The organism is Nostoc sp. FACHB-110, from assembly GCF_014697425.1.
Classification (GTDB): domain Bacteria; phylum Cyanobacteriota; class Cyanobacteriia; order Cyanobacteriales; family Nostocaceae; genus Nostoc_B.
This window is the reverse complement of sequence record NZ_JACJRU010000013.1, coordinates 54404-72784: the sequence shown is the minus strand read 5'-3', so window position 1 is coordinate 72784 and position 18381 is coordinate 54404. Positions and strand designations below refer to the sequence as shown.

15 protein-coding genes are annotated in these 18381 nt (G+C 40.3%); 10 read left to right on the top strand and 5 right to left on the bottom strand.

Features of this window, described 5'->3' with window-relative positions; translation table 11 throughout:
• The first annotated feature begins 13 nt into the window (after positions 1-13).
• The 5 genes from H6G69_RS14600 (at position 14) to H6G69_RS14580 (ending at position 6931) form a co-directional block, all read left to right on the top strand.
• Positions 14-688, top strand: coding sequence for an ABC transporter ATP-binding protein (locus H6G69_RS14600; protein ID WP_277883389.1), 675 nt, complete (start codon positions 14-16; stop codon positions 686-688).
• 447 nt (positions 689-1135) lie between these two features.
• The gene (locus H6G69_RS14595; protein ID WP_190688038.1) at positions 1136-2557 is read left to right on the top strand and encodes a TolC family protein; all 1422 of its coding nucleotides are present in this window, start codon (positions 1136-1138) and stop codon (positions 2555-2557) included.
• A 139-nt stretch (positions 2558-2696) separates the two neighbouring features.
• A complete protein-coding gene (locus H6G69_RS14590) occupies positions 2697-4055 on the top strand; it encodes an NAD(P)/FAD-dependent oxidoreductase (protein ID WP_190688034.1) in 1359 nt (452 codons plus the stop codon).
• A gap of 192 nt (positions 4056-4247) precedes the next feature.
• Positions 4248-5534, top strand: a complete 1287-nt coding sequence (locus tag H6G69_RS14585; protein WP_190688032.1) for an FAD-binding oxidoreductase — start codon at positions 4248-4250, stop codon at positions 5532-5534.
• A 41-nt stretch (positions 5535-5575) separates the two neighbouring features.
• Positions 5576-6931, top strand: coding sequence for a (Fe-S)-binding protein (locus H6G69_RS14580; RefSeq protein ID WP_190688029.1), 1356 nt, complete (start codon positions 5576-5578; stop codon positions 6929-6931).
• Between the two features lie 395 nt (positions 6932-7326).
• On the opposite strand, the gene H6G69_RS14575 is transcribed toward H6G69_RS14580, so the two are convergent.
• The 4 genes from H6G69_RS14575 to H6G69_RS14560 all read right to left on the bottom strand — a co-directional run bounded on the left by H6G69_RS14575 (position 7327) and on the right by H6G69_RS14560 (position 10755).
• On the bottom strand, positions 7327-8004 hold the full coding sequence (locus H6G69_RS14575) for a DUF2834 domain-containing protein (protein ID WP_190688026.1): 678 nt from the start codon (positions 8002-8004) through the stop codon (positions 7327-7329).
• A 21-nt stretch (positions 8005-8025) separates the two neighbouring features.
• Positions 8026-8742 carry a tetratricopeptide repeat protein gene (locus H6G69_RS14570; protein WP_190688023.1) on the bottom strand — a complete coding sequence of 239 codons (717 nt, stop codon included), beginning with the start codon at positions 8740-8742 and terminating at the stop codon, positions 8026-8028.
• A gap of 214 nt (positions 8743-8956) precedes the next feature.
• Positions 8957-10033, bottom strand: a complete 1077-nt coding sequence (gene hrcA / locus H6G69_RS14565) for a heat-inducible transcriptional repressor HrcA (protein WP_190688021.1) — start codon at positions 10031-10033, stop codon at positions 8957-8959.
• Between the two features lie 362 nt (positions 10034-10395).
• Positions 10396-10755 carry a rhodanese-like domain-containing protein gene (locus H6G69_RS14560; RefSeq protein ID WP_190688018.1) on the bottom strand — a complete coding sequence of 120 codons (360 nt, stop codon included), beginning with the start codon at positions 10753-10755 and terminating at the stop codon, positions 10396-10398.
• Positions 10756-10978: 223 nt separating this feature from the next.
• Here H6G69_RS14560 and H6G69_RS14555 point away from each other — a divergent pair, with 223 nt between their 5' ends.
• From H6G69_RS14555 to H6G69_RS14535, 5 genes are all read left to right on the top strand, one after another.
• A complete protein-coding gene (locus H6G69_RS14555) occupies positions 10979-12616 on the top strand; it encodes a DUF3352 domain-containing protein (protein ID WP_199335995.1) in 1638 nt (545 codons plus the stop codon).
• A 332-nt stretch (positions 12617-12948) separates the two neighbouring features.
• Positions 12949-13440 carry a hypothetical protein gene (locus H6G69_RS14550; protein ID WP_190688016.1) on the top strand — a complete coding sequence of 164 codons (492 nt, stop codon included), beginning with the start codon at positions 12949-12951 and terminating at the stop codon, positions 13438-13440.
• Between the two features lie 115 nt (positions 13441-13555).
• Positions 13556-14077 carry a hypothetical protein gene (locus H6G69_RS14545; protein WP_190688013.1) on the top strand — a complete coding sequence of 174 codons (522 nt, stop codon included), beginning with the start codon at positions 13556-13558 and terminating at the stop codon, positions 14075-14077.
• 73 nt (positions 14078-14150) lie between these two features.
• Positions 14151-16118, top strand: a complete 1968-nt coding sequence (locus H6G69_RS14540) for a VgrG-related protein (protein ID WP_190688010.1) — start codon at positions 14151-14153, stop codon at positions 16116-16118.
• Between the two features lie 185 nt (positions 16119-16303).
• Positions 16304-16591 (top strand): PAAR domain-containing protein, encoded by a 288-nt coding sequence (locus tag H6G69_RS14535; RefSeq protein ID WP_190688007.1) that lies wholly within the window; start codon positions 16304-16306, stop codon positions 16589-16591.
• Here H6G69_RS14535 and H6G69_RS14530 read toward each other — a convergent pair.
• The gene (locus H6G69_RS14530) at positions 16504-18297 is read right to left on the bottom strand and encodes an ATP-binding protein (RefSeq protein ID WP_190688004.1); all 1794 of its coding nucleotides are present in this window, start codon (positions 18295-18297) and stop codon (positions 16504-16506) included. The two genes, H6G69_RS14535 and H6G69_RS14530, sit on opposite strands and share 88 nt — an antisense overlap.
• Positions 18298-18381 lie beyond the last annotated feature (84 nt).

Below are 18381 nucleotides of genomic sequence, written 5' to 3'. Positions count from 1 at the left end.
AGCACTCAAAAATATGGCTAACATGATTTGGATGGAATCGATTACTAAAACTTACCAATTAGGAGAAATGAAAGTTCCGATTCTTAAGGGAATTCACCTGGCAATTGAAGAGGGTGAATATGTGGCCATCATGGGTGCTTCTGGTTCAGGTAAATCTACACTGATGAATATTTTAGGCTGTCTAGATAGACCGACAGAAGGTAACTATATTTTTGAAGGGCGAAATTTAACTACTTTTAATGATGATGAGTTAGCTTATATCCGCAACCAAAGAATCGGCTTTGTCTTTCAGCAATTTAATTTATTGGCGCGTTCAACGGCTTTAGAAAATGTTATGCTACCAATGGTTTATGCTAATTTGCCTAAATATAAACGTCGGCAAAGAGCTTTAGATGCTTTAAACAGAGTCGGTCTAGCAGAACGCGTTCTCAACCGTCCTAGTCAACTCTCTGGAGGACAACAACAACGGGTAGCGATCGCGCGGGCTTTAGTTAATAGACCTGCACTAGTTTTGGCAGACGAACCTACAGGTGCTTTAGATACAGAAACTTCTTATGAAGTGATGAATTTACTCACCGAATTAAATGAGCAAGGCATCACCATTGTTATTGTTACCCATGAGCCAGATATAGCCGCTCAAACTAAAAGAATTATTCGCGTCCAAGATGGTTTAATAGTTAAATCATAGTTATGATTTTCGATAATATATTGTTAATGCAGTTACAGCAAAGCGAAAAAATAATTAAATTACCATACAACAAAATATGATAATAACAATAAATAGTCCGATTTAATCGAATTTAATTGAAGCCAACAAAAGTTAATCAAGAGATATTCTGAGCATTTTTAGTTTTAATAATTGTGAGAGCTTGTGGTATAAATAAACTGGCGTTAAATAAAAAGCCTAAACCAAATAAAAAATTACTACTTGGCTTATAGATAAATAATTTTATTTTATGCTGTTCTTTAATCTTTATATAGTTTATTTGGCTTTTATATATTTACTATCTGTCTAAAGTTAATCAATAAAGTTGTCATTTCTCCCGAAAGATAGGTAGTTAATCTAAATCAATTATGAATGTATATTAATTATCGGGCTTGCAAATTTTGTTTAGTGTCGGTTAATTGTGCGGTTATGAGTTTCAACCTATTTTATGTGCATTCTACTTGGGCGGCTGTAGCGATAGCGATTTTGATGCCAGCTTTGGCTAACACTGCTGATGCTCAAACTGCCCCATTGCTGAATAATTCTGCCCAAGTTACACCTAATTTGAACCCTAATCCCAATCCTCTACAATTTCCCACCAAACCAGAGGAAGTGCGGATTCAACAAACAGTACCTCTGACTTTGGCACAGACTTTAGAATTAGCACGACGCAATAACCGAGATTTACAAGTAGCAGTATTACAATTACAGCGCAGCCGTTCTGCATTACGGGAGTCTCAAGCGGCTTTATTCCCCACTGTCGATATTAATAGCAGTGTCACTAATAGCGGTCAGGGAATTATTGACAATCCATCACCCTCTAATAGCACTACTTCTTTCAACGGTACAGCGCAACTGAACTATAACCTTTACACTTCCGGCAGTCGTCAGGCCACTATTAGACAAGCAGAAGAACAATTGCGGGTAGATGAGTTGAATGTTGAAACTCAAACCAGAGAAATTGATTTAAATGTCACGACGCAATATTACAATTTGCAACAAGCCGACGAACAAGTCAGAATCAATCAGTCGGCAGTTACCAATGCTCAAGCAAGTTTACGCGATGCCATAGCTAGAGAACAAGCTGGTGTAGGAACGCGGTTTGATGTGTTGCAAGCTCAAGTTAATTTAGCTGATTCTCAACAAGACTTGACAAATGCAATCACACAACAGCAAATTGCGCGTCGTCAGTTCGGTACGCTATTGAGTCTGCCGCAGTCTGTAGATATTACAGCCGCAGATCCGGTACAGCTAGCGGGACTATGGCAGCAAACTCTAGAACAAACAATTGTAGAAGCTTTTCAAAATCGCCCAGAATTGCCGCAGCAGTTAGCACAACGCAACATCTACGAACAGCAACGACGGCAAGCACTTTCGCAGTTAGGGCCGCAACTTAGTGTAGTAGGAAACTATAACTTACTCGATCGCTTTAACGATAGTGTAGGTGTCACTGATGGTTATTCTGTGGGGTTGCAAGGTAGCATCAATTTATTTGATGGCGGTGCAGCTAAAGCTAGAGCCGCGCAAGCAAGAAGTAATATAGCCATTGCGGAAACTCAATTTGCTAATCAGCGCGATCAAATCCGCTTTAATGTCGAACAATATTATGCTCAGTTGCAATCTAACTTAAATAATGTGCAAACTTCTAGCATTGCTTTAGAACAAGCTAGAGAAGCTTTAAATATTGCCAGAATTAGATTTCAAGCTGGTGTCGGCACACAAACAGATGTCATAGCTGCCGAAAACGACCTCACCCGAACTGAAGGTAATAGAGTCACCGCAATTTTAGATTACAATCGCGCGCTCGCTAACTTGCAGCGATCGGTTACTCCTAGAGGTGGTGCACGTTAATAGTGAAAAATTTTTCTGTAATTTTGCTTACAATGACATTTTTTTTGTTTGTGCAAAGTGAACAGAATTATATATGACAAGTTTGATACTTTTTTGTTAAGAATAGTTACAGCACTCGTAACACCAGGCAATATTTCTTATGGTAGACTCCCTTGACAATAAACCACCCCATCAGGTTGTGATTATTGGTGGTGGCTTTGGTGGGCTTTACGCGGCAAAAGCACTTGCTAAGGCGAAAGTAGAAGTTACCTTGATTGATAAACGGAACTTTCACCTATTTCAACCACTGTTATATCAAGTTGCTACAGGTACGCTATCACCAGCTGATATCTCCTCACCTTTGCGTTCCGTACTTAGCAAAAGTAAAAATACAAAAGTATTATTGGGCGAAGTCAACGATATAGATCCCCAAGCACAGCAAGTTCTCTTGGGCGAACAAGCAATACCATACGATACATTAATAGTCGCTACGGGTGCTAAACATTCTTATTTTGGCAAAGATAACTGGGAAGAATTTGCGCCTGGTTTAAAAACTGTTGAAGATGCGATAGAAATGCGTCGCCGGATTTTCTCAGCATTTGAAGCAGCCGAAAGAGAAAAAGATCCAGAAAAACGTCGGGCTTGGTTAACCTTTGTAATTGTTGGTGGCGGCCCGACAGGCGTAGAATTAGCAGGAGCGATCGCAGAATTAGCTTATCAAACTCTCAAAGAAGACTTCCGCAACATCGACACCTCCGAAGCCAGAGTTTTACTCTTAGAAGGACTAGATCGGATATTGCCTCCGTTTGCACCAGAGTTATCACAACAAGCACAAGCATCTTTGCAGCAATTAGGTGTGATTGTTCAAACCAAAACTTTAGTAACCAATATTGAAAATGATGTAGTCACCCTCAAACAAGGTGAAGAAGTTAAAGAAATTGCTGCCAAAACAATATTATGGGCCGCTGGTGTCAAAGCTTCGCCAATGGGTAAAGTCTTAGCCGAACGCACAGGTGCAGAATGCGATCGTGCCGGCAGAGTAGTTGTGGAACCAGACTTAAGTATTAAAGGATACCCTAATATTCACGTAGTTGGAGATTTAGCCAACTTCTCCCATCAAAACGGCAAACCCCTACCTGGTGTTGCACCAGTAGCTATGCAAGAAGGAGAATATGTTGCCGCCTTAATTAAGCAAAAGCTGAAAGGTAACACTGTAGCTGCATTTAACTATAGCGATCATGGTAGCCTAGCGATGATCGGGCAAAACTTAGCCGTAGTAGATTTAGGCTTTATGAAACTCAAAGGTTTCTTTGCCTGGCTATTTTGGCTGGTAATCCATCTCTACTTCTTAATCGAGTTTGACAACAAACTATTAGTCATGATTCAGTGGGCATGGAACTACATCACCCGTAAGCGTGGCGCAAGATTAATCACCGGGCTAGAATCGCCGCTCAAAGTTGAGAATGAGGGTAGTAAATATTACAAAGGTTCAGATACGAGACAGCCAGTCAATGTTTAATTTTTGATTTGTCCAAATAGGTAGGTTAATATTCCCGGCTTTTTTAAAAGTCGGGAATTTTGTTGTTCATGAATGTTTTAGGATGTCTATATAGCAGTCTTCAATATTTTTAAACAGCAAGCTCCCCGACTTGTTGAAGAAGTTGGGGAGCTAAAAGCTTAATCATTAAATGTAAGGATAAGAAAATTACTGATGAAAGAAATCGCTTCTGATATTGCATCTATCGTCGGCGAAGAAAATACGGTTTACCCTTGGGAAAATCTCGAAATTAGTCAGCAAAAATCTATTCAACAGACAACGACTTCTGTTAATCCGCCCAGTTGTATCGTCTATCCGCCAACGCCAGAAAAACTCGCCGCAGTCATAGCCGCAGCTTACCGCAATCAGTGGCGTGTCTTGCCGTGTGGCAATAGCAGTAAACTAACCTGGGGTGGTTTAGCTCAAGGTATTGATATTGTAGTTAGTACAGAACGCATCAATCAGCTAATCGAACACGCGATCGGAGATTTAACCGTTACAGTCGAAACTGGGATGAAATTTTCCCACCTCCAAGCAATTTTGGCAAAATCTCGCCAATTTCTGGCCTTAGATCCGACTCACCCAGAAACGGCAACTATTGGTGGTATTGTTGCCACAGGTGATACAGGTTCTCTGCGACAACGTTATGGTAGTGTGCGAGATCAGCTATTAGGTATTACCTTTGTGCGTGCTGATGGCCAAATTGCCAAAGCTGGCGGAAGAGTAGTGAAAAATGTTGCTGGCTACGACTTGATGAAGTTATTTACTGGTTCTTACGGTACATTAGGAATAATTAGTCAAGTTACTTTCCGTGTTTACCCCATGCAGGAAGTCTCAGGTAGCGTAGTGTTAACTGGTACAGCCGATGCGATAAATCAAGCTGCATCTATTCTGCGCGGTTCAGCATTAACACCAACGCAAGCTGACTTGCTATCTGCACAACTTGTCTCTAACTTAGGTTTAGGTAAAGGATTAGGATTAATTGCCCGGTTTCAAAGTATTAGTGAGAGTGTCAAAGAACAATCAAATAGACTCTTAGAAGTCGGGAAAAATTTAGGGTTAGATGGGGCGATATATGCCGATGAAAATGATGTGAATCTATGGCAGAGATTACAAAAACAAATCCACTTTCCTGCTACAGAATCGACTATTACCTGCAAAATAGGAGTATTACCTAGCGCGGCTGTCGATATTTTGAATCAGGTAAACATTGGTTTAATTCATATTAGTAGTGGCTTAGGCTGGCTGCAATTAGAGGAGCAAAATCAGATTTTAAAATTGCGCGATCGCACTTTAGCTAATCGAGGTTTTTTAACTGTATTAGATGCACCTGTAGCAGTTAAACAAAAAATTGATGTTTGGGGATATACAGGTAACGCCTTGCCATTAATGCGTCGCATTAAAGAACAATTTGATCACAAAAATATTTTAAGTCCAGGTCGGTTTGTCGGTGGAATCTAACAGCAAACCACCAAAGTTACAGGGATGCACAGAGAGGAATTATGCAAATTTCAGACGATTCTATTAATAATGTTGCTAGTATAAAAAATTTAAAAGGTTTCGATGCTAATCATCCACCCGAACCAAAGTTAATTGATACTTGTGTACATTGTGGATTTTGTTTGTCTACTTGTCCTAGCTATCGGGTAATTGGGAAAGAAATGGATTCGCCCAGAGGACGCATCTATTTAATGGATGCGATTAACGAAGGCGAAATTGCCCTCAATACAGCTACAGTCGAGCATTTTGATAGTTGTTTGGGGTGTCTGGCTTGTGTTTCAACTTGTCCGTCTGGGGTGCAATATGACAAGTTAATTTCATCCACTCGCCATCAAATTGAACGGAATTATCCCCGCAGTTTACCAGATAAACTTTTTCGTCAACTGATATTTACACTATTTCCTAACCCTGACCTGTTGCGAATCTTACTAATACCATTATTTTTCTATCAAAAGTTAGGAGTTTCTAAGTTAATTCAATCTACTGGGATTCTCAAAAATATATCTCCTCGGCTGGCAGCAATGGAATCAATTCTGCCAAAAATTACTCTCAAAACTTTTCAAGATAATTTACCAGATATTATTCCAGCGAAAGGCAAAAAACGCTACCGAGTCGGCGTAATTGTAGGATGTGTACAAAGGCTGTTTTTCTCACCTGTAAATGAAGCAACAGTGCGAGTATTAACAGCAAATGGTTGCGAAGTTGTCATTCCTAAATCACAAGGTTGTTGTGCTGCACTTCCCGAACACCAAGGACAAACAGAACAAGCCAAAGCCTTAGCCAGACAGATGATTGATAGTTTTGCTGATACTGATGTTGATTTTATAATTATCAATGCTGCTGGTTGTGGACATACCTTGAAAGAATATGGTCATATTTTAGAAGATGACCCAGCATATAAGGAAAAAGCTCAAGAATTTGCGGCTAAAGTCAAAGACGCGCAAGAGTTTTTAGCAAATATTGGCTTAACAGCAAAATTATCACCACTCAGTCATCAACCCTTAACATTGGTTTATCAAGATGCTTGTCATTTATTGCATGGACAAAAAATTAGCTTGCAACCACGCCAATTGTTAAGACAAATCCCTGGTGTAACTTTAAGAGAACCTTTAGATGCAGCTTTATGTTGTGGTAGTGCAGGTGTTTATAATATGCTGCAACCCGAAGTCGCTGAAGAATTAGGTCAGCAAAAAGTCCAGAATTTGTTAAATACTGGTGCAGATTTAATTGCTTCTGCTAACCCTGGTTGTACATTGCAGATTACTAAACATTTGCAATTACAAGGTAAAAATATTTCTGTTATCCACCCAATGGAATTATTAGATTATTCCATTCAGGGTTTGAAGCTGAGATTATAACGAATAGGGAGTTATACATTGTACCCTAGATAGAGACGCGCAATTTCGCGTCTCTACTCATATCTTGCACGAGGGCGACTGAAGTCGCGGCTACACAGACAAAACCCCTGACGCTCCTGCGTCGCTAACGCTGCGCTAACGGGTTCGGGGGTGACGCTCCTTCGTCGCTAACGCTGCGCTAACGCAATCGACGGGAACCGCCAAGACTGCGACCCCCTCACCGCCTGCGCGGGTTCCAAACCCTTGATATTGCGTTAGTCCGCATAGGCGGACTTCGTTTGTCTAGCCGCGAATTCCATTCGCTGGGGCTAGGTGCAAGATGTGAATCTACCAACTAATTTGTTGCTGAATGAAAGGTCTGACCTTGCATTCGCCAACAGCATCCTCAAAGAAGGTTAATTAGCTGTCACTTGTTGTTTGGATATACCTGTTGTCTCAGCTTCTGGTAAAGCGGGACGTACACACAAATAAATTAACGGGCCAAATAATGGCAGCAAACTAATTAACCAAAATATTTGATTATTTTTCCAGCCTCGACGTGCCATGTCATCTCCTAGCAATACCGGGAATAATACACTCAGCAAACAAAAATCTAAACTCATTACGTGAATAAAGCGGTTAGTTTGCCACTGTTGGATAAAATCTTGCCAGTTTCCAGCTTGCACGCCGTAAGATACTATGATGCTGGCAATTACTGTGAGGATGATACCCGTCACACGCGAATCTAGCAGCTTAATAAAAACATTTTTTTGACCAACAAACTCGGTATTTGGTTTTCGTAAAAACAGATAAGGTAACAAGGCAAACGCTCCCACCCCAAAAGAAGCAGTAGCAAATAGCCAAGCTGGAATTTTTTGACATCTCCCGTCAGCAAATACTAATGTGCTATAAATGAGAGGCCAAACTCCCATGATATTGAATAACGAAATAATTACAGGATTAATCCCTTCCCACTGAACAAGGGAAAGTTTTTTGATTAACTCAAATGTACCGGGTTGCTCAGGTGGGGCCAAGAAAAAAGCGTACACAAAAAATCCAACCCAAAGAGAAACTAGTGCTATCTTCCTCAACATAAACTTAAAAATAAGTTTATTTTAACGTTTTAGGGTTCTTAAGAGTTTCTCTGCTTTACTTATTAGCTGTTTACGTTTGTAGTGGAAGTAGGAAGATTCTTTTATTTTAACAATAATGGTTTCTAGATAATTACACGCATTTTCCACATCCCCCTGTTGAGAGAGAATTTCCGCTAAAGTTATATAAGCTTGTGGATGACTCCAAGTTTGGATGTGTTTTTCTAAATGCTGTTTAGCTGCTGCACTTTCCCCTAAAGCAAATAGTGTTTCTCCATAAATTAAGGAAGCGTCACCATATTTATAATCAGGGTCTATTTTTAAGATAGTTTGTAAATACTGTTGAGCAGAATTAAAGTCTTGATTTTGAATATCAATAAATACTTCATTCCACAGAGGTTGCAGGCTATCGGCTGTATTTTCCAATGCTTGCTGATAGTCTGTTTCGGCTTGCTCAAACATTCCTAAATCATCAAGCAAATTATGATTTAAAGCCTCATTATGATGAGTTTTACTAATACTTTGTGTGTCTGCTGCCCAAAGTTGGTGGCTACGTTTTCTATAATGAGGAAGTGAGATTTTTCTTCGCAGTAGCCAGCGTTTGCAAAAATAAGCGATCGCACCCGGAAAATTTGCAATAATCAAAATCCATAGCCATAATCGCTGCTTCGGTTCATTGCGAATACAGTCATAAAGCATTAATAACCAAAATCCGGTCATTAACAACACAACCTGTATCATTGACTGAATCCCCTAACCGCGCTTACAAGGTTTATTCTTCCTCTCCAGCTGCGTTTCTCTTTTTGGTAACGGTATAGTTTCCGAGATGATCCCCTGGCATTTGATGTAAATTAGAAACGCGCGCAGGAATAAACTCCATTAAAACCTAAATGAAGACCAATCATCAATAGTGATGAGATATACAGTTTTATTCAGTATATTTACTAGAAAACTTTTAGCTGAAAGCTTCAGAGAGGTAATCAGCGGCTGCGGCGACAACTGCGATCGCATTTTCGTAATCTAGGCGTGTTGGGCCTAACACCCCGACACTACCTATAGGTACAGAACCACGGCGATAGGTGGAAGAAATCAAGCTACAGGTACGTATTGGCTCTAATGGATTTTCTGCACCAATTCGCACTGTCACCCTAGATTTACTTGTATCTTCTATTTCTGGTTCATCAAAGATTAATTGCCATAATTTGTCTTGTTCTTCTTCTAGCAATTGCATAATTGTTTTAACTTGCTGCAATTGTGAAAATTCTGGCTGACGCAACACTTCTGCAACACCACGCACCATAATTTGTGTTGTAGTTGGTGCTTGAGTGCGACGGCTTAATTCTACAACTGAACTTTTCAAAAATTCCCCGTAACGTTGAAATTCTCTGTCTAATTGGCTCCAATCTAAGTTGACTATTTCTAATAAGCTCCGCCCTCTTAAGTGGCTATTTAAAAAGTTAGAAACAATCTGCAACTCGCGCTCTATTACTTCCGCATCAATTTGAGAATCATCTTTTCTCGGCGGCAAATCCATCATTTTAGAATGGGTTTCATAGCCATCTGTGACTACAATTAGCATGATTCTATCTGCTTCAATTTGCAACAGTTGTAAATGTCGCACTAATGTTGTTGCAGTTTGGGGCATAGTAATCAAGCTAATACAACCACTTAATGAAGCTAAAATTTGCGCGGCTCCGTGGATGAGGGCTTCCAAACTCCAATCTTCCCAGTGCAGCCGTTGTTGTAGGGACAGTTCTACTTCTTTGGCTAAGGTTTCTGATGGTGTAATTAGCTGGTCAACATAGATGCGATAACCTGAGTCGGAAGGGATTCTTCCTGCTGAGGTGTGTGGTTGATAAAGTAGCCCAGATTTTTCTAATGCACCCATCACATTCCGAATGGTAGCCGAGCTAACACCCAAGTCATACTCTTCAACCAAAACCTTCGAGCCAACAGGTTCGGCTGTAGCAATGTAGTGACGTACTGTTGCCCAAAGTATGTGCTGTTGTCGATTTGTCAACTGGACTTCCATAAAGTGCCTATTGCTGAAAGCAAATTTAAGAAAAATTTGAAAAAAATTATTTGAGCTAATGCAACAAAAGATTAATATTAGTTAATTAAGATAGCAAAATTTCTATTTTTAATACAGTTACCTATAGCAACATTAATTAAATTGCTAATTCCGAACTTATTAATCTTTTCAGCTAAAAAGCTGGTGAAAAACTTTAATTTTTTAAATTATTAAGTATCTTCCCACAAATTACCAAAGTAAGTTGTATTGCTAGATACTTATTTTTCTCACCATTTAAGTTAAATGTCGTCAGGGTAAATGCTGATTATGGGGAATGGGGACTGGGGAGTAGGGTGTAGGGTGTAAAGGATAATAAGTATTGACTAATATTGGGGAACTGTGGGGTCAACTAGTTGCGAATAAGCAGCAATACCACCTGCAATATTTTTGACGTTAGTAAATCCTTGAGAAGCTAACCACTGACACATCTGAGCCGAACGAACGCCGTGGTGGCAAAGGACGAGGGTTTCTGCCTCTGGATTTAACATAGCGAAAATTTTTTGGTTCCAGTTGGCGTATTCACTCAAAGGTAAGTTAACAAACCCTGGTAGGCGGGCGATCGCTAATTCTTGCGGTTCGCGCACATCTACTAACTGAATATTTGCATCGCCAGCCGCTAAACGTTCGGCTAATTCTTCTACACTAATCTGAGTCATAGCTTGCCCAAAGGATTGATCTGTCATGAAGTTTTTGTAAACGATCCTATATATTTATGTTGACAGAAAATCTTCTCCTTAGCATGAGCATCCATTCTCAGTAATTTCGGCTTAGTCTCAAGATTGTGTGTTCAGGCTGGGTGTAGGGGTAAAGGGGAAACGAATATTCTATTTACCTATCTATCACACCCTTACACCCTGTTCATTAATTCTGCTTAAATGGCTGTGAAACTAGGTATTTAATAGCTTTATGGTGAATCGGCAAAGCTCATTTTTTGGTTTTATAGCGGCTGGTGCGATCGCACTCGTATTAATTGCGATCGCAGGTTTTTGGTTCTTTAGCAAAACTCCAGTGAACATTGTCACCTCGACAACTTCCGAGCCTGGCGCAGCTATTTTTGTGTCAAAACTTTCCCCGGTCATGGTGTCGCTACTCACCAACCCTGACCGTTTGCAAGCTTTAGAACGAGAAGGGGAAATTTCTAAAATTAAAACCAGTTTATTGACTAAAAGTGGCATTGAGTATCAAAAAGATATTCAGCCTTGGCTAGGAAACGAAATTACCCTAGCTGTCACTACCACAGATTTAGACCGTGATTCCGCTAACGGACAGCAGCCAGGATATCTCATGGCTTTAGCCACCACTCAACAAGACAAAAGCCGTGAGTTTGTCGAATTGCTATTTTCAAAGCGGGTATTAGCTGGTGCGAAATTAGACGCTGAAGAATATCAAGGCGTGAAGGTATTTTACGACAACCAACTCGCCGCCGCAGTAGTTGGTGATGGCTTTGTGTTATTTGCTAATAATCCTAGCGTTGTCAAGGATGCAATTAACAACGTCCAAGCACCAGACCTCAATTTAACTAGTTCTCCCCAATATCAAAAAGCTCTCCAGCAATTACCATCAGCTTCTTTGGCTGTGGCTTTCTTAAATTTTCCTATTATTGCCCAATGGCAAGGTTTAGAACTAGCAGAACCCACTTACGATAGCCAAATTGTTTCTTTAGGCTTGAACTCTAAAGGTTTATTAGCAGAAACCAGCTTTTTAACAACATCCGAACTAACTCCACCAACAACGCCACTCACAAAACCAGTAGAAGCGTTGAAATATATTCCAGCATCGGCGGGTTTGGCAATTTCCGGTGCAAATTTAAGCAACTTGGGTGACAGTAATTTAGCTAAATTTTGGACGCAAATTAAAACAGCCATCTCTGGTTCGGAAACAGATGTGATTTCCCGCTTGGTACAACCATTAACCGAAGTGCAGAAAACCTGGGGAATCAATTTTAATCAAGATGTTTTTAGCTGGGTGAAGGGAGAATATGCGATCGCACTTTTACCGCGTACAGGACAAATCCTCCCCGATTGGATTTTTGTTGTGGAAAAAACCGAGGAAGTACCAGAAGGAATTGCCAAATTAGATGCGATCGCATCTTCAAAAGGACTTAGCAGTAGTACCCTGAGTTTAGATAAACAAAAAATCTCTGCTTGGACAGAGTTAACAGCTAAACCAACACAAATTCAAGATAGACCCTCATTCACCCTTGAAGCCAAAGCCCAAGGAATACATACAACCCTAGAAAATTACGAAATTTTTGCCTCAGACTTAGCCACAATGAATCAAGTTCTTGCAGCTAAAGAAAAATCTTTATTAGACGAGCGCAATTTTCAAAATAGCGTTGCAGCGATTCCCCAACCCAATCAAGGCTATGTATATCTAGATTGGGCAAAAACTCAAGGAGTGTTAGAAAGGCAAATCCCTGTTTTAAAACTCATAGAAGTCTTAGGTAAACCATTTTTTACCAACTTGCGATCGCTCACCGTCAGTAGTTACGGTAGCGAAACAAACGCACTCAAAGGCAGTATTTTCTTACAACTGCAAGAATAAGTATGAAGTATGAAGGATGAAGTATGAAGTATGAAGTGTGAAGTGTGAAGTATGAAGGATGAAATGAAGATTCACATCTTGCATGAGAGCGACTGAAATCGTTGCGATACGGACAAAACTCTTGATTTTACGTTAGTCCACCTACGCGGACTACCCTTTAGACTAGCCTGTGGCAAGCCGCCGCGCGTCTACACACTTCAGACTTCAGACTTCAGACTTCATACTTTTGTGTCACATCCTAATGTGGCACAGTTAAATCAAATTCGTCAGGAATAAATTAATTAGAATATGTATATATAAATACAATTATCAAAGCCTGTTGGAGGGCTACCATGAAGGACTGTCGCCCCCGACTTCAGAAGCGAATCGGCTGGGTTTTAGCTATCTTAGCAGTTGTAACTGCTACACCAGTAATAGCAGACACACCAAATTTTGGTAGGTTTAGTCTAGCACCGGGCTTTGAACCTGCCCAAGGTATATTTTCGGGTTATACAGGTGGTTCTTACTCTTTATCTGCCATTAGTAACCGCGATCGTGATAAAAAAGCTTGTATTGGCTTCGCAGATCCCAAACCAGATTACACAATGGTTTTAGAAAAAGACTTTGAGCAACTAACAATATTAGTTAACACTGGTAATACCGATACAACTTTGCTAGTTAAAGGCCCAGACAATGACACAATTCGTTGCGGCGATGACACTGGTAGAAGTAAAGATGCTAGTATTAGCGATCGCAACTGGAAAAAAGGTATTTATCAAATTTGGGTCGGCACATTTAATCCTAATGTGAACCGTAAGTATACCTTGACAGTTGAGCAAAAATAATAGGCAATAGGGGCTAGTAAGGCAAAAGGAAAAAGTCAAAAGGTAGAAGATTAGTTCCTTTTTACTTTTGCCTTTTTATTTTTTACTTTCTAAATTTCATCACCACTCCCCAACCATGACAACTCGTTTAGTCAAAGCAAAACTCATTGCCACAGAACAAGCTGCGCCAGATATCGAGTTTATGTTTAACCCCAGCCAGTTAGACTTCTCGCAGCAAATTAATTTGACCAAAAGTAGCGGTGCGCGTACCGGGCGAGGTTTACCAAAAGTTAGTTTTGCTTACCCAGAACCATGCAAACTCAGTATTAATAACATCATATTTGATACCTACGAAAGCGGTACTAGCGTCCTCACTCATCTGAAAAAATTTGAAAAAGCCGTTAACTTTGCTGAAGCTGGCGCAGGTAAAGAAAAAAGGCCACCCGTATATATATTTACTTGGGGCGACCAGCAATATTTACGCTGTTTTGTCCAATCTCTTAACTACAGCCTGACTTTGTTTTTACCAGACGGTACACCAGTACGTGCCAAAGTTAACCTCACCCTAGAGGAAGTGGATGAATCAATATCTCAGCCAGGTATGGGGACATCTAGCAGCGTAGACCGCACTGGCGACAGCAGAAGTAGCCGCAGTTAATTCGACCTTTGGGGAATAGCGTGTATCACAATATCTTCTCTAGGCTATTGGCAATCACCTCTTGCCAATGTGTATGCCTGTTCTTTACATCCCTGAGCCACTATTACAAATTGATAACACTAATGCTTCTGCTGATTTGCTCAATGATATTTTGCAAATCACAGTTGAAGAGAGTCTACATCTACCAGGAATGTTTACTTTAGTAATCCGTAATGATTACTTTCCAGGACAGACAACAGAAGCAACTTGGAAGCATCAAAGTTTATTTGCTATTGGTAAGAAAATTAAAATTGGCTTTATTTCCAGCACAACGCAAAACGCAGATTTTGAAGATGCAGAGCAAGGTTACGTATTAGAAGGGGAAATTACCGCCATAGAAACTGAGTTCACTAGTGGTTCTCAAGCTCCTATCATCATTCGTGGCTATGATATGTCCCACCGCTTGCACCGAGGACGTTATAATCGCTCCTTTCAAAATGTCACCGATAGCGATGTGGTAAACCAAGTTATCGGTGAAGCAGGTATTACAGCAGGTACAGTTACCTCTACCACTATTGTTCATGATTACGTCTTTCAAGAAAATCAGACCAATATGGAATTTTTGCGGGAACGAGCCGCCCGCCTCGGCTTTGAATTATATGTGCAGGATAGTAAATTAAACTTTCGTCAACCCGCCCAAAACGAATCTTTATCACTCAAATGGTTAGAAGATATCCATAACTTTCGGGTTCGTGTTAGCAGTGCAGAACAAGTTAGTTCTGTGGAAGTACGCGGCTGGGATTACTCTACCAAAAAGGCAATTGTTTCTACAGCCTCCACAGAACAGGTGATTACAGATACAGATAACGGCAAAGGCAGTTCAAGTAGCACAAAATTCACCGTCAAGCCAAAAATGATTGTGGTAGACCAGCCTGTGTTTAGTGTGAATGAAGCTGCAAAAATCGCCCAAGCTTTGTGTAATGAACTAGGCGGTGAGTTTGTTATGGCTGATGCTGTCGGTGAAGGAAATCCCGACATCAGGCCAGGGAAAGTCATTAAATTGACAGATATGGGCAATTACAGTGGTAGTTACTACGTGACTGAAACTCGCCATCTGTTTCATGAGCGAAAATTTGTCACCGAGTTTAGTGTCCGAGGTTTGCGTTCAGGAGATTTATTAGCAACCCTCTCACCCCAAACACATCTGCAAGCAGGACAAACTCTATTAGTAGGTGTAGTCAGTAATAACAACGACCCAAAAGGTTGGGGTCGTGTGCGAGTGAAATTTCCGACTTTAACTGAAGAACATGAAAGTAATTGGGCAAGAGTTGTGAGTGTGGGCGCAGGCCCAGGAAGAGGTTTTGACTGTTTACCAGAGATCAACGATGAGGTTTTAGTCGCCTTTGAACACGGTGATATACATCGTCCTTACGTCATTGGCGGTGTGTGGAATGGCACAGACGCACCACCAGAAGCCGTGGCTGATAGCGTTGTTAGTGGCAAAGTGCGCCTGCGGACGTTTAAAACCCGTGTTGGTCATAAACTCCAATTTGTTGAAGAAGACAAAAGCACTACTAAAAAAGGCGCATATCTGCAAACAGTAGATGGTCATAACTTACGAATGAATGACAGCGAGAAATTTGCCGAGTTAGAAACTACAGGCGGTCACAAATTTCGCTGTGATGACAGCAATAAAACGATTAGCTTGACTTCCACAGGAGACATCACCGTTAAATCTGGCACAACCGGGACAGCGAATAAAATTAGTGTCAACGGTAGTGAAATTGCTTTAACTGCAATACAAAAAATTTCTTTAACTGTAGGGGGTACAAGTATTGAACTTACAACTAGTGGTATCACAATGAGAACGACGGGAACTGTGAGTATCCAATCTGGTAGTTCTATTAGTGTGCAATCTGGAGGTTCTTTGAGTGCTAATGCTGGCGGCGCAATTTCCGCTAATTCCGGTAGTTCAATTAGTGTCAATGCTGGTGCTACAGTCAGTATCAACGGTGCAGCTTCCGTTGGCATTTTAGGCGGGATAATTCGGTTGAATTGCTAAGTGTGAAGTATGAAGTATGAAGTGTGAAGTCTGAAGTGTGAAGTGTGTAGACGCGCAGTGGCTTGCCGCAGGCTAGTGTGAAGTCTGAAATTTGTCGGTGGTGATTAGTTATCACCTTTAACTACCTTGTCCTCCTTTTCCCCTTTCTCATCCCCTATTCCCAACTCACCACTCCCTAAAAAATTATGTTTCCCGCAGCAAGATTAACTGATTTAACTGTCACAGGCGATCCGATTACTGGGCCTGGTGTGCCGAATGTTTTAATTGTAGGTTTACCCGCAGCTTGTGTTGGTGATTTAGTGGCGGGGCCTGTGGTGACTGGCAGTATTGTGATGGGGTCTTTTACGGTTTTGATTGGTGGTAGACCTGCGGCGCGAGTTACATCTCAAGTGGCAGGTGTAAATACTGTTACAGGTGTACCATTAACTACTGTTGTAGGTGTGGGTGCGCCGACGGTGTTAATTGGTGGTTGAAAGGTAATGGTAGCTTTACTGAGGACTTTTTTGGATAAATCAGGATTTTTGCGATAATTGATCGGGATTTGAATGCAGAAAATAGTGCCTTTACCGGGTTCAGAGAGGCATTCAATTTTACCGTTGTGCTTTTCGATAATTTTGCGACAGATTGACATTCCTAGGCCCGTACCTTTATTGACTGGTTTGGTAGTGAAAAAAGGTTCAAAGAGGCGATCGCATACCGATTTACTCATTCCCGGCCCATTATCTTGAATCTTAATCACTGCATGGGGATAATTTGCTAATGCTTTGCCATTTTCTAATGAAGTGCTAATAGTAATAATACCATCTTTTTCTTGCTCTTCTAAAGCATCGATCGCATTAGCAATGATATTCATAAATACCTGATTTAGTTGGCTAGGATAGCACTCAACTAAAGGCAATACATCATAATTTTTCACTACTTCCATGCTAAACTTTCCGCAGCCTGTCTTGATGCGATTATTTAAGATTAGCAGTGTACTATCAATACCTTCATGAATATCAGATGCTGTCATTTGCGCTTGTTCGGAACGCGAAAAGTTACGTAAAGACAAAACAATTTCACGAACGCGCTTAATTCCTAAATTCATCGAACCAATTAGCTTCGGCAAATCTTTAGTGAGAAAATCTAGATCAATCTCTTCTGCTAATGTTTGAATTTCTGGTATGTAATTACAATTATTTTGGTAAATCTCAATTAGACGTAATAAATCATCAACATACTGTTGAGCATGGCTAATATTACCACTAATAAAGTTGACTGGATTATTAATTTCATGGGCTATTCCTGCTACTAACTGGCCCAAACTCGACATCTTTTCACTTTGAATTAACTGCGCTTGTGTTTGCTGTAATTCATGAATTGTATTTTGTAGTTGTTGAGCTTGTATTTGGGCAATTTTAGCTGTTTCACAGCTTTGTTCATAAATCAAAGCTTTTTGGATAGCCACTCCCGCCTGCATGGCTAATATACTTAATAGTTTTAAGTCTCGGTTGGTATAGTTAACAGAATTTTCGCTACCAATGACAATTGCGCCAGCAACCAGTTCGTCAAGATTTAATGGCACACAAATCAGAGAATTAAATTGTTTTGGTTCCTCAAGCAATCTTGGATAAGATACGATATTATTGACGATTTCTCCTCTGCCTATCTGTACAATACTACCGATCAGCCCTTCGCCTAACTTGATTGGATGTTGTAGATAACTATCCTCACCAATCTCAGCCAAAACTTCCAAGATATTTTTTTTCTTGTCTAATAATAAAATAGCCCCACCAGTGGAGGGAATTAATTGACTAGCTTCTTGAATCAACAATCGAGAAACTTGTTTGAGGTTTAAACTAGCAGTAACTTGCATAGAAATATCATGCAGCAAGTCAATTTCTTGATATCTTTCTAGTAATTCATAAGCTAGATTTCTTTTCTCAAGTTCTTGTTTCATTGCATAGACTAGTAATGAAACTACGCCAGCAGAGTTTTGCGCGCCATTTACCCAGCCGATTAATTCACCAGAAAATTCTATTGGATATTTATTAGACGCAGCTTGATTTGCTTTTCCGTATAACGTTTTTCCTTCAGGATCTTCGATTGTAAATTGACTCTCAATTTTGACAGCAAAATCATCTAAAAGAGCTAAGATATCTTTTTTAAAAAGAATTTTTTTAAAATCACTTTTCAACATCTGCACCCACCTTAACCTCATCTAATATTTTGCTGAATTGATTGTCTAATTAACTTAGGAAATCATAACTGCGATAAATGTCAT

Coding starts and splice junctions, on each gene's coding strand:
- H6G69_RS14600 (WP_277883389.1), top strand. CDS start 14: ATGGCTAACATGATTTGGATGGAATCGATTACTAAAACTTACCAATTA.
- H6G69_RS14595 (WP_190688038.1), top strand. CDS start 1,136: ATGAGTTTCAACCTATTTTATGTGCATTCTACTTGGGCGGCTGTAGCG.
- H6G69_RS14590 (WP_190688034.1), top strand. CDS start 2,697: ATGGTAGACTCCCTTGACAATAAACCACCCCATCAGGTTGTGATTATT.
- H6G69_RS14585 (WP_190688032.1), top strand. CDS start 4,248: ATGAAAGAAATCGCTTCTGATATTGCATCTATCGTCGGCGAAGAAAAT.
- H6G69_RS14580 (WP_190688029.1), top strand. CDS start 5,576: ATGCAAATTTCAGACGATTCTATTAATAATGTTGCTAGTATAAAAAAT.
- H6G69_RS14575 (WP_190688026.1), bottom strand. CDS start 8,004: ATGTTGAGGAAGATAGCACTAGTTTCTCTTTGGGTTGGATTTTTTGTG.
- H6G69_RS14570 (WP_190688023.1), bottom strand. CDS start 8,742: ATGATACAGGTTGTGTTGTTAATGACCGGATTTTGGTTATTAATGCTT.
- hrcA (WP_190688021.1), bottom strand. CDS start 10,033: ATGGAAGTCCAGTTGACAAATCGACAACAGCACATACTTTGGGCAACA.
- H6G69_RS14560 (WP_190688018.1), bottom strand. CDS start 10,755: ATGACAGATCAATCCTTTGGGCAAGCTATGACTCAGATTAGTGTAGAA.
- H6G69_RS14555 (WP_199335995.1), top strand. CDS start 10,979: ATGGTGAATCGGCAAAGCTCATTTTTTGGTTTTATAGCGGCTGGTGCG.
- H6G69_RS14550 (WP_190688016.1), top strand. CDS start 12,949: ATGAAGGACTGTCGCCCCCGACTTCAGAAGCGAATCGGCTGGGTTTTA.
- H6G69_RS14545 (WP_190688013.1), top strand. CDS start 13,556: ATGACAACTCGTTTAGTCAAAGCAAAACTCATTGCCACAGAACAAGCT.
- H6G69_RS14540 (WP_190688010.1), top strand. CDS start 14,151: ATGCCTGTTCTTTACATCCCTGAGCCACTATTACAAATTGATAACACT.
- H6G69_RS14535 (WP_190688007.1), top strand. CDS start 16,304: ATGTTTCCCGCAGCAAGATTAACTGATTTAACTGTCACAGGCGATCCG.
- H6G69_RS14530 (WP_190688004.1), bottom strand. CDS start 18,297: ATGTTGAAAAGTGATTTTAAAAAAATTCTTTTTAAAAAAGATATCTTA.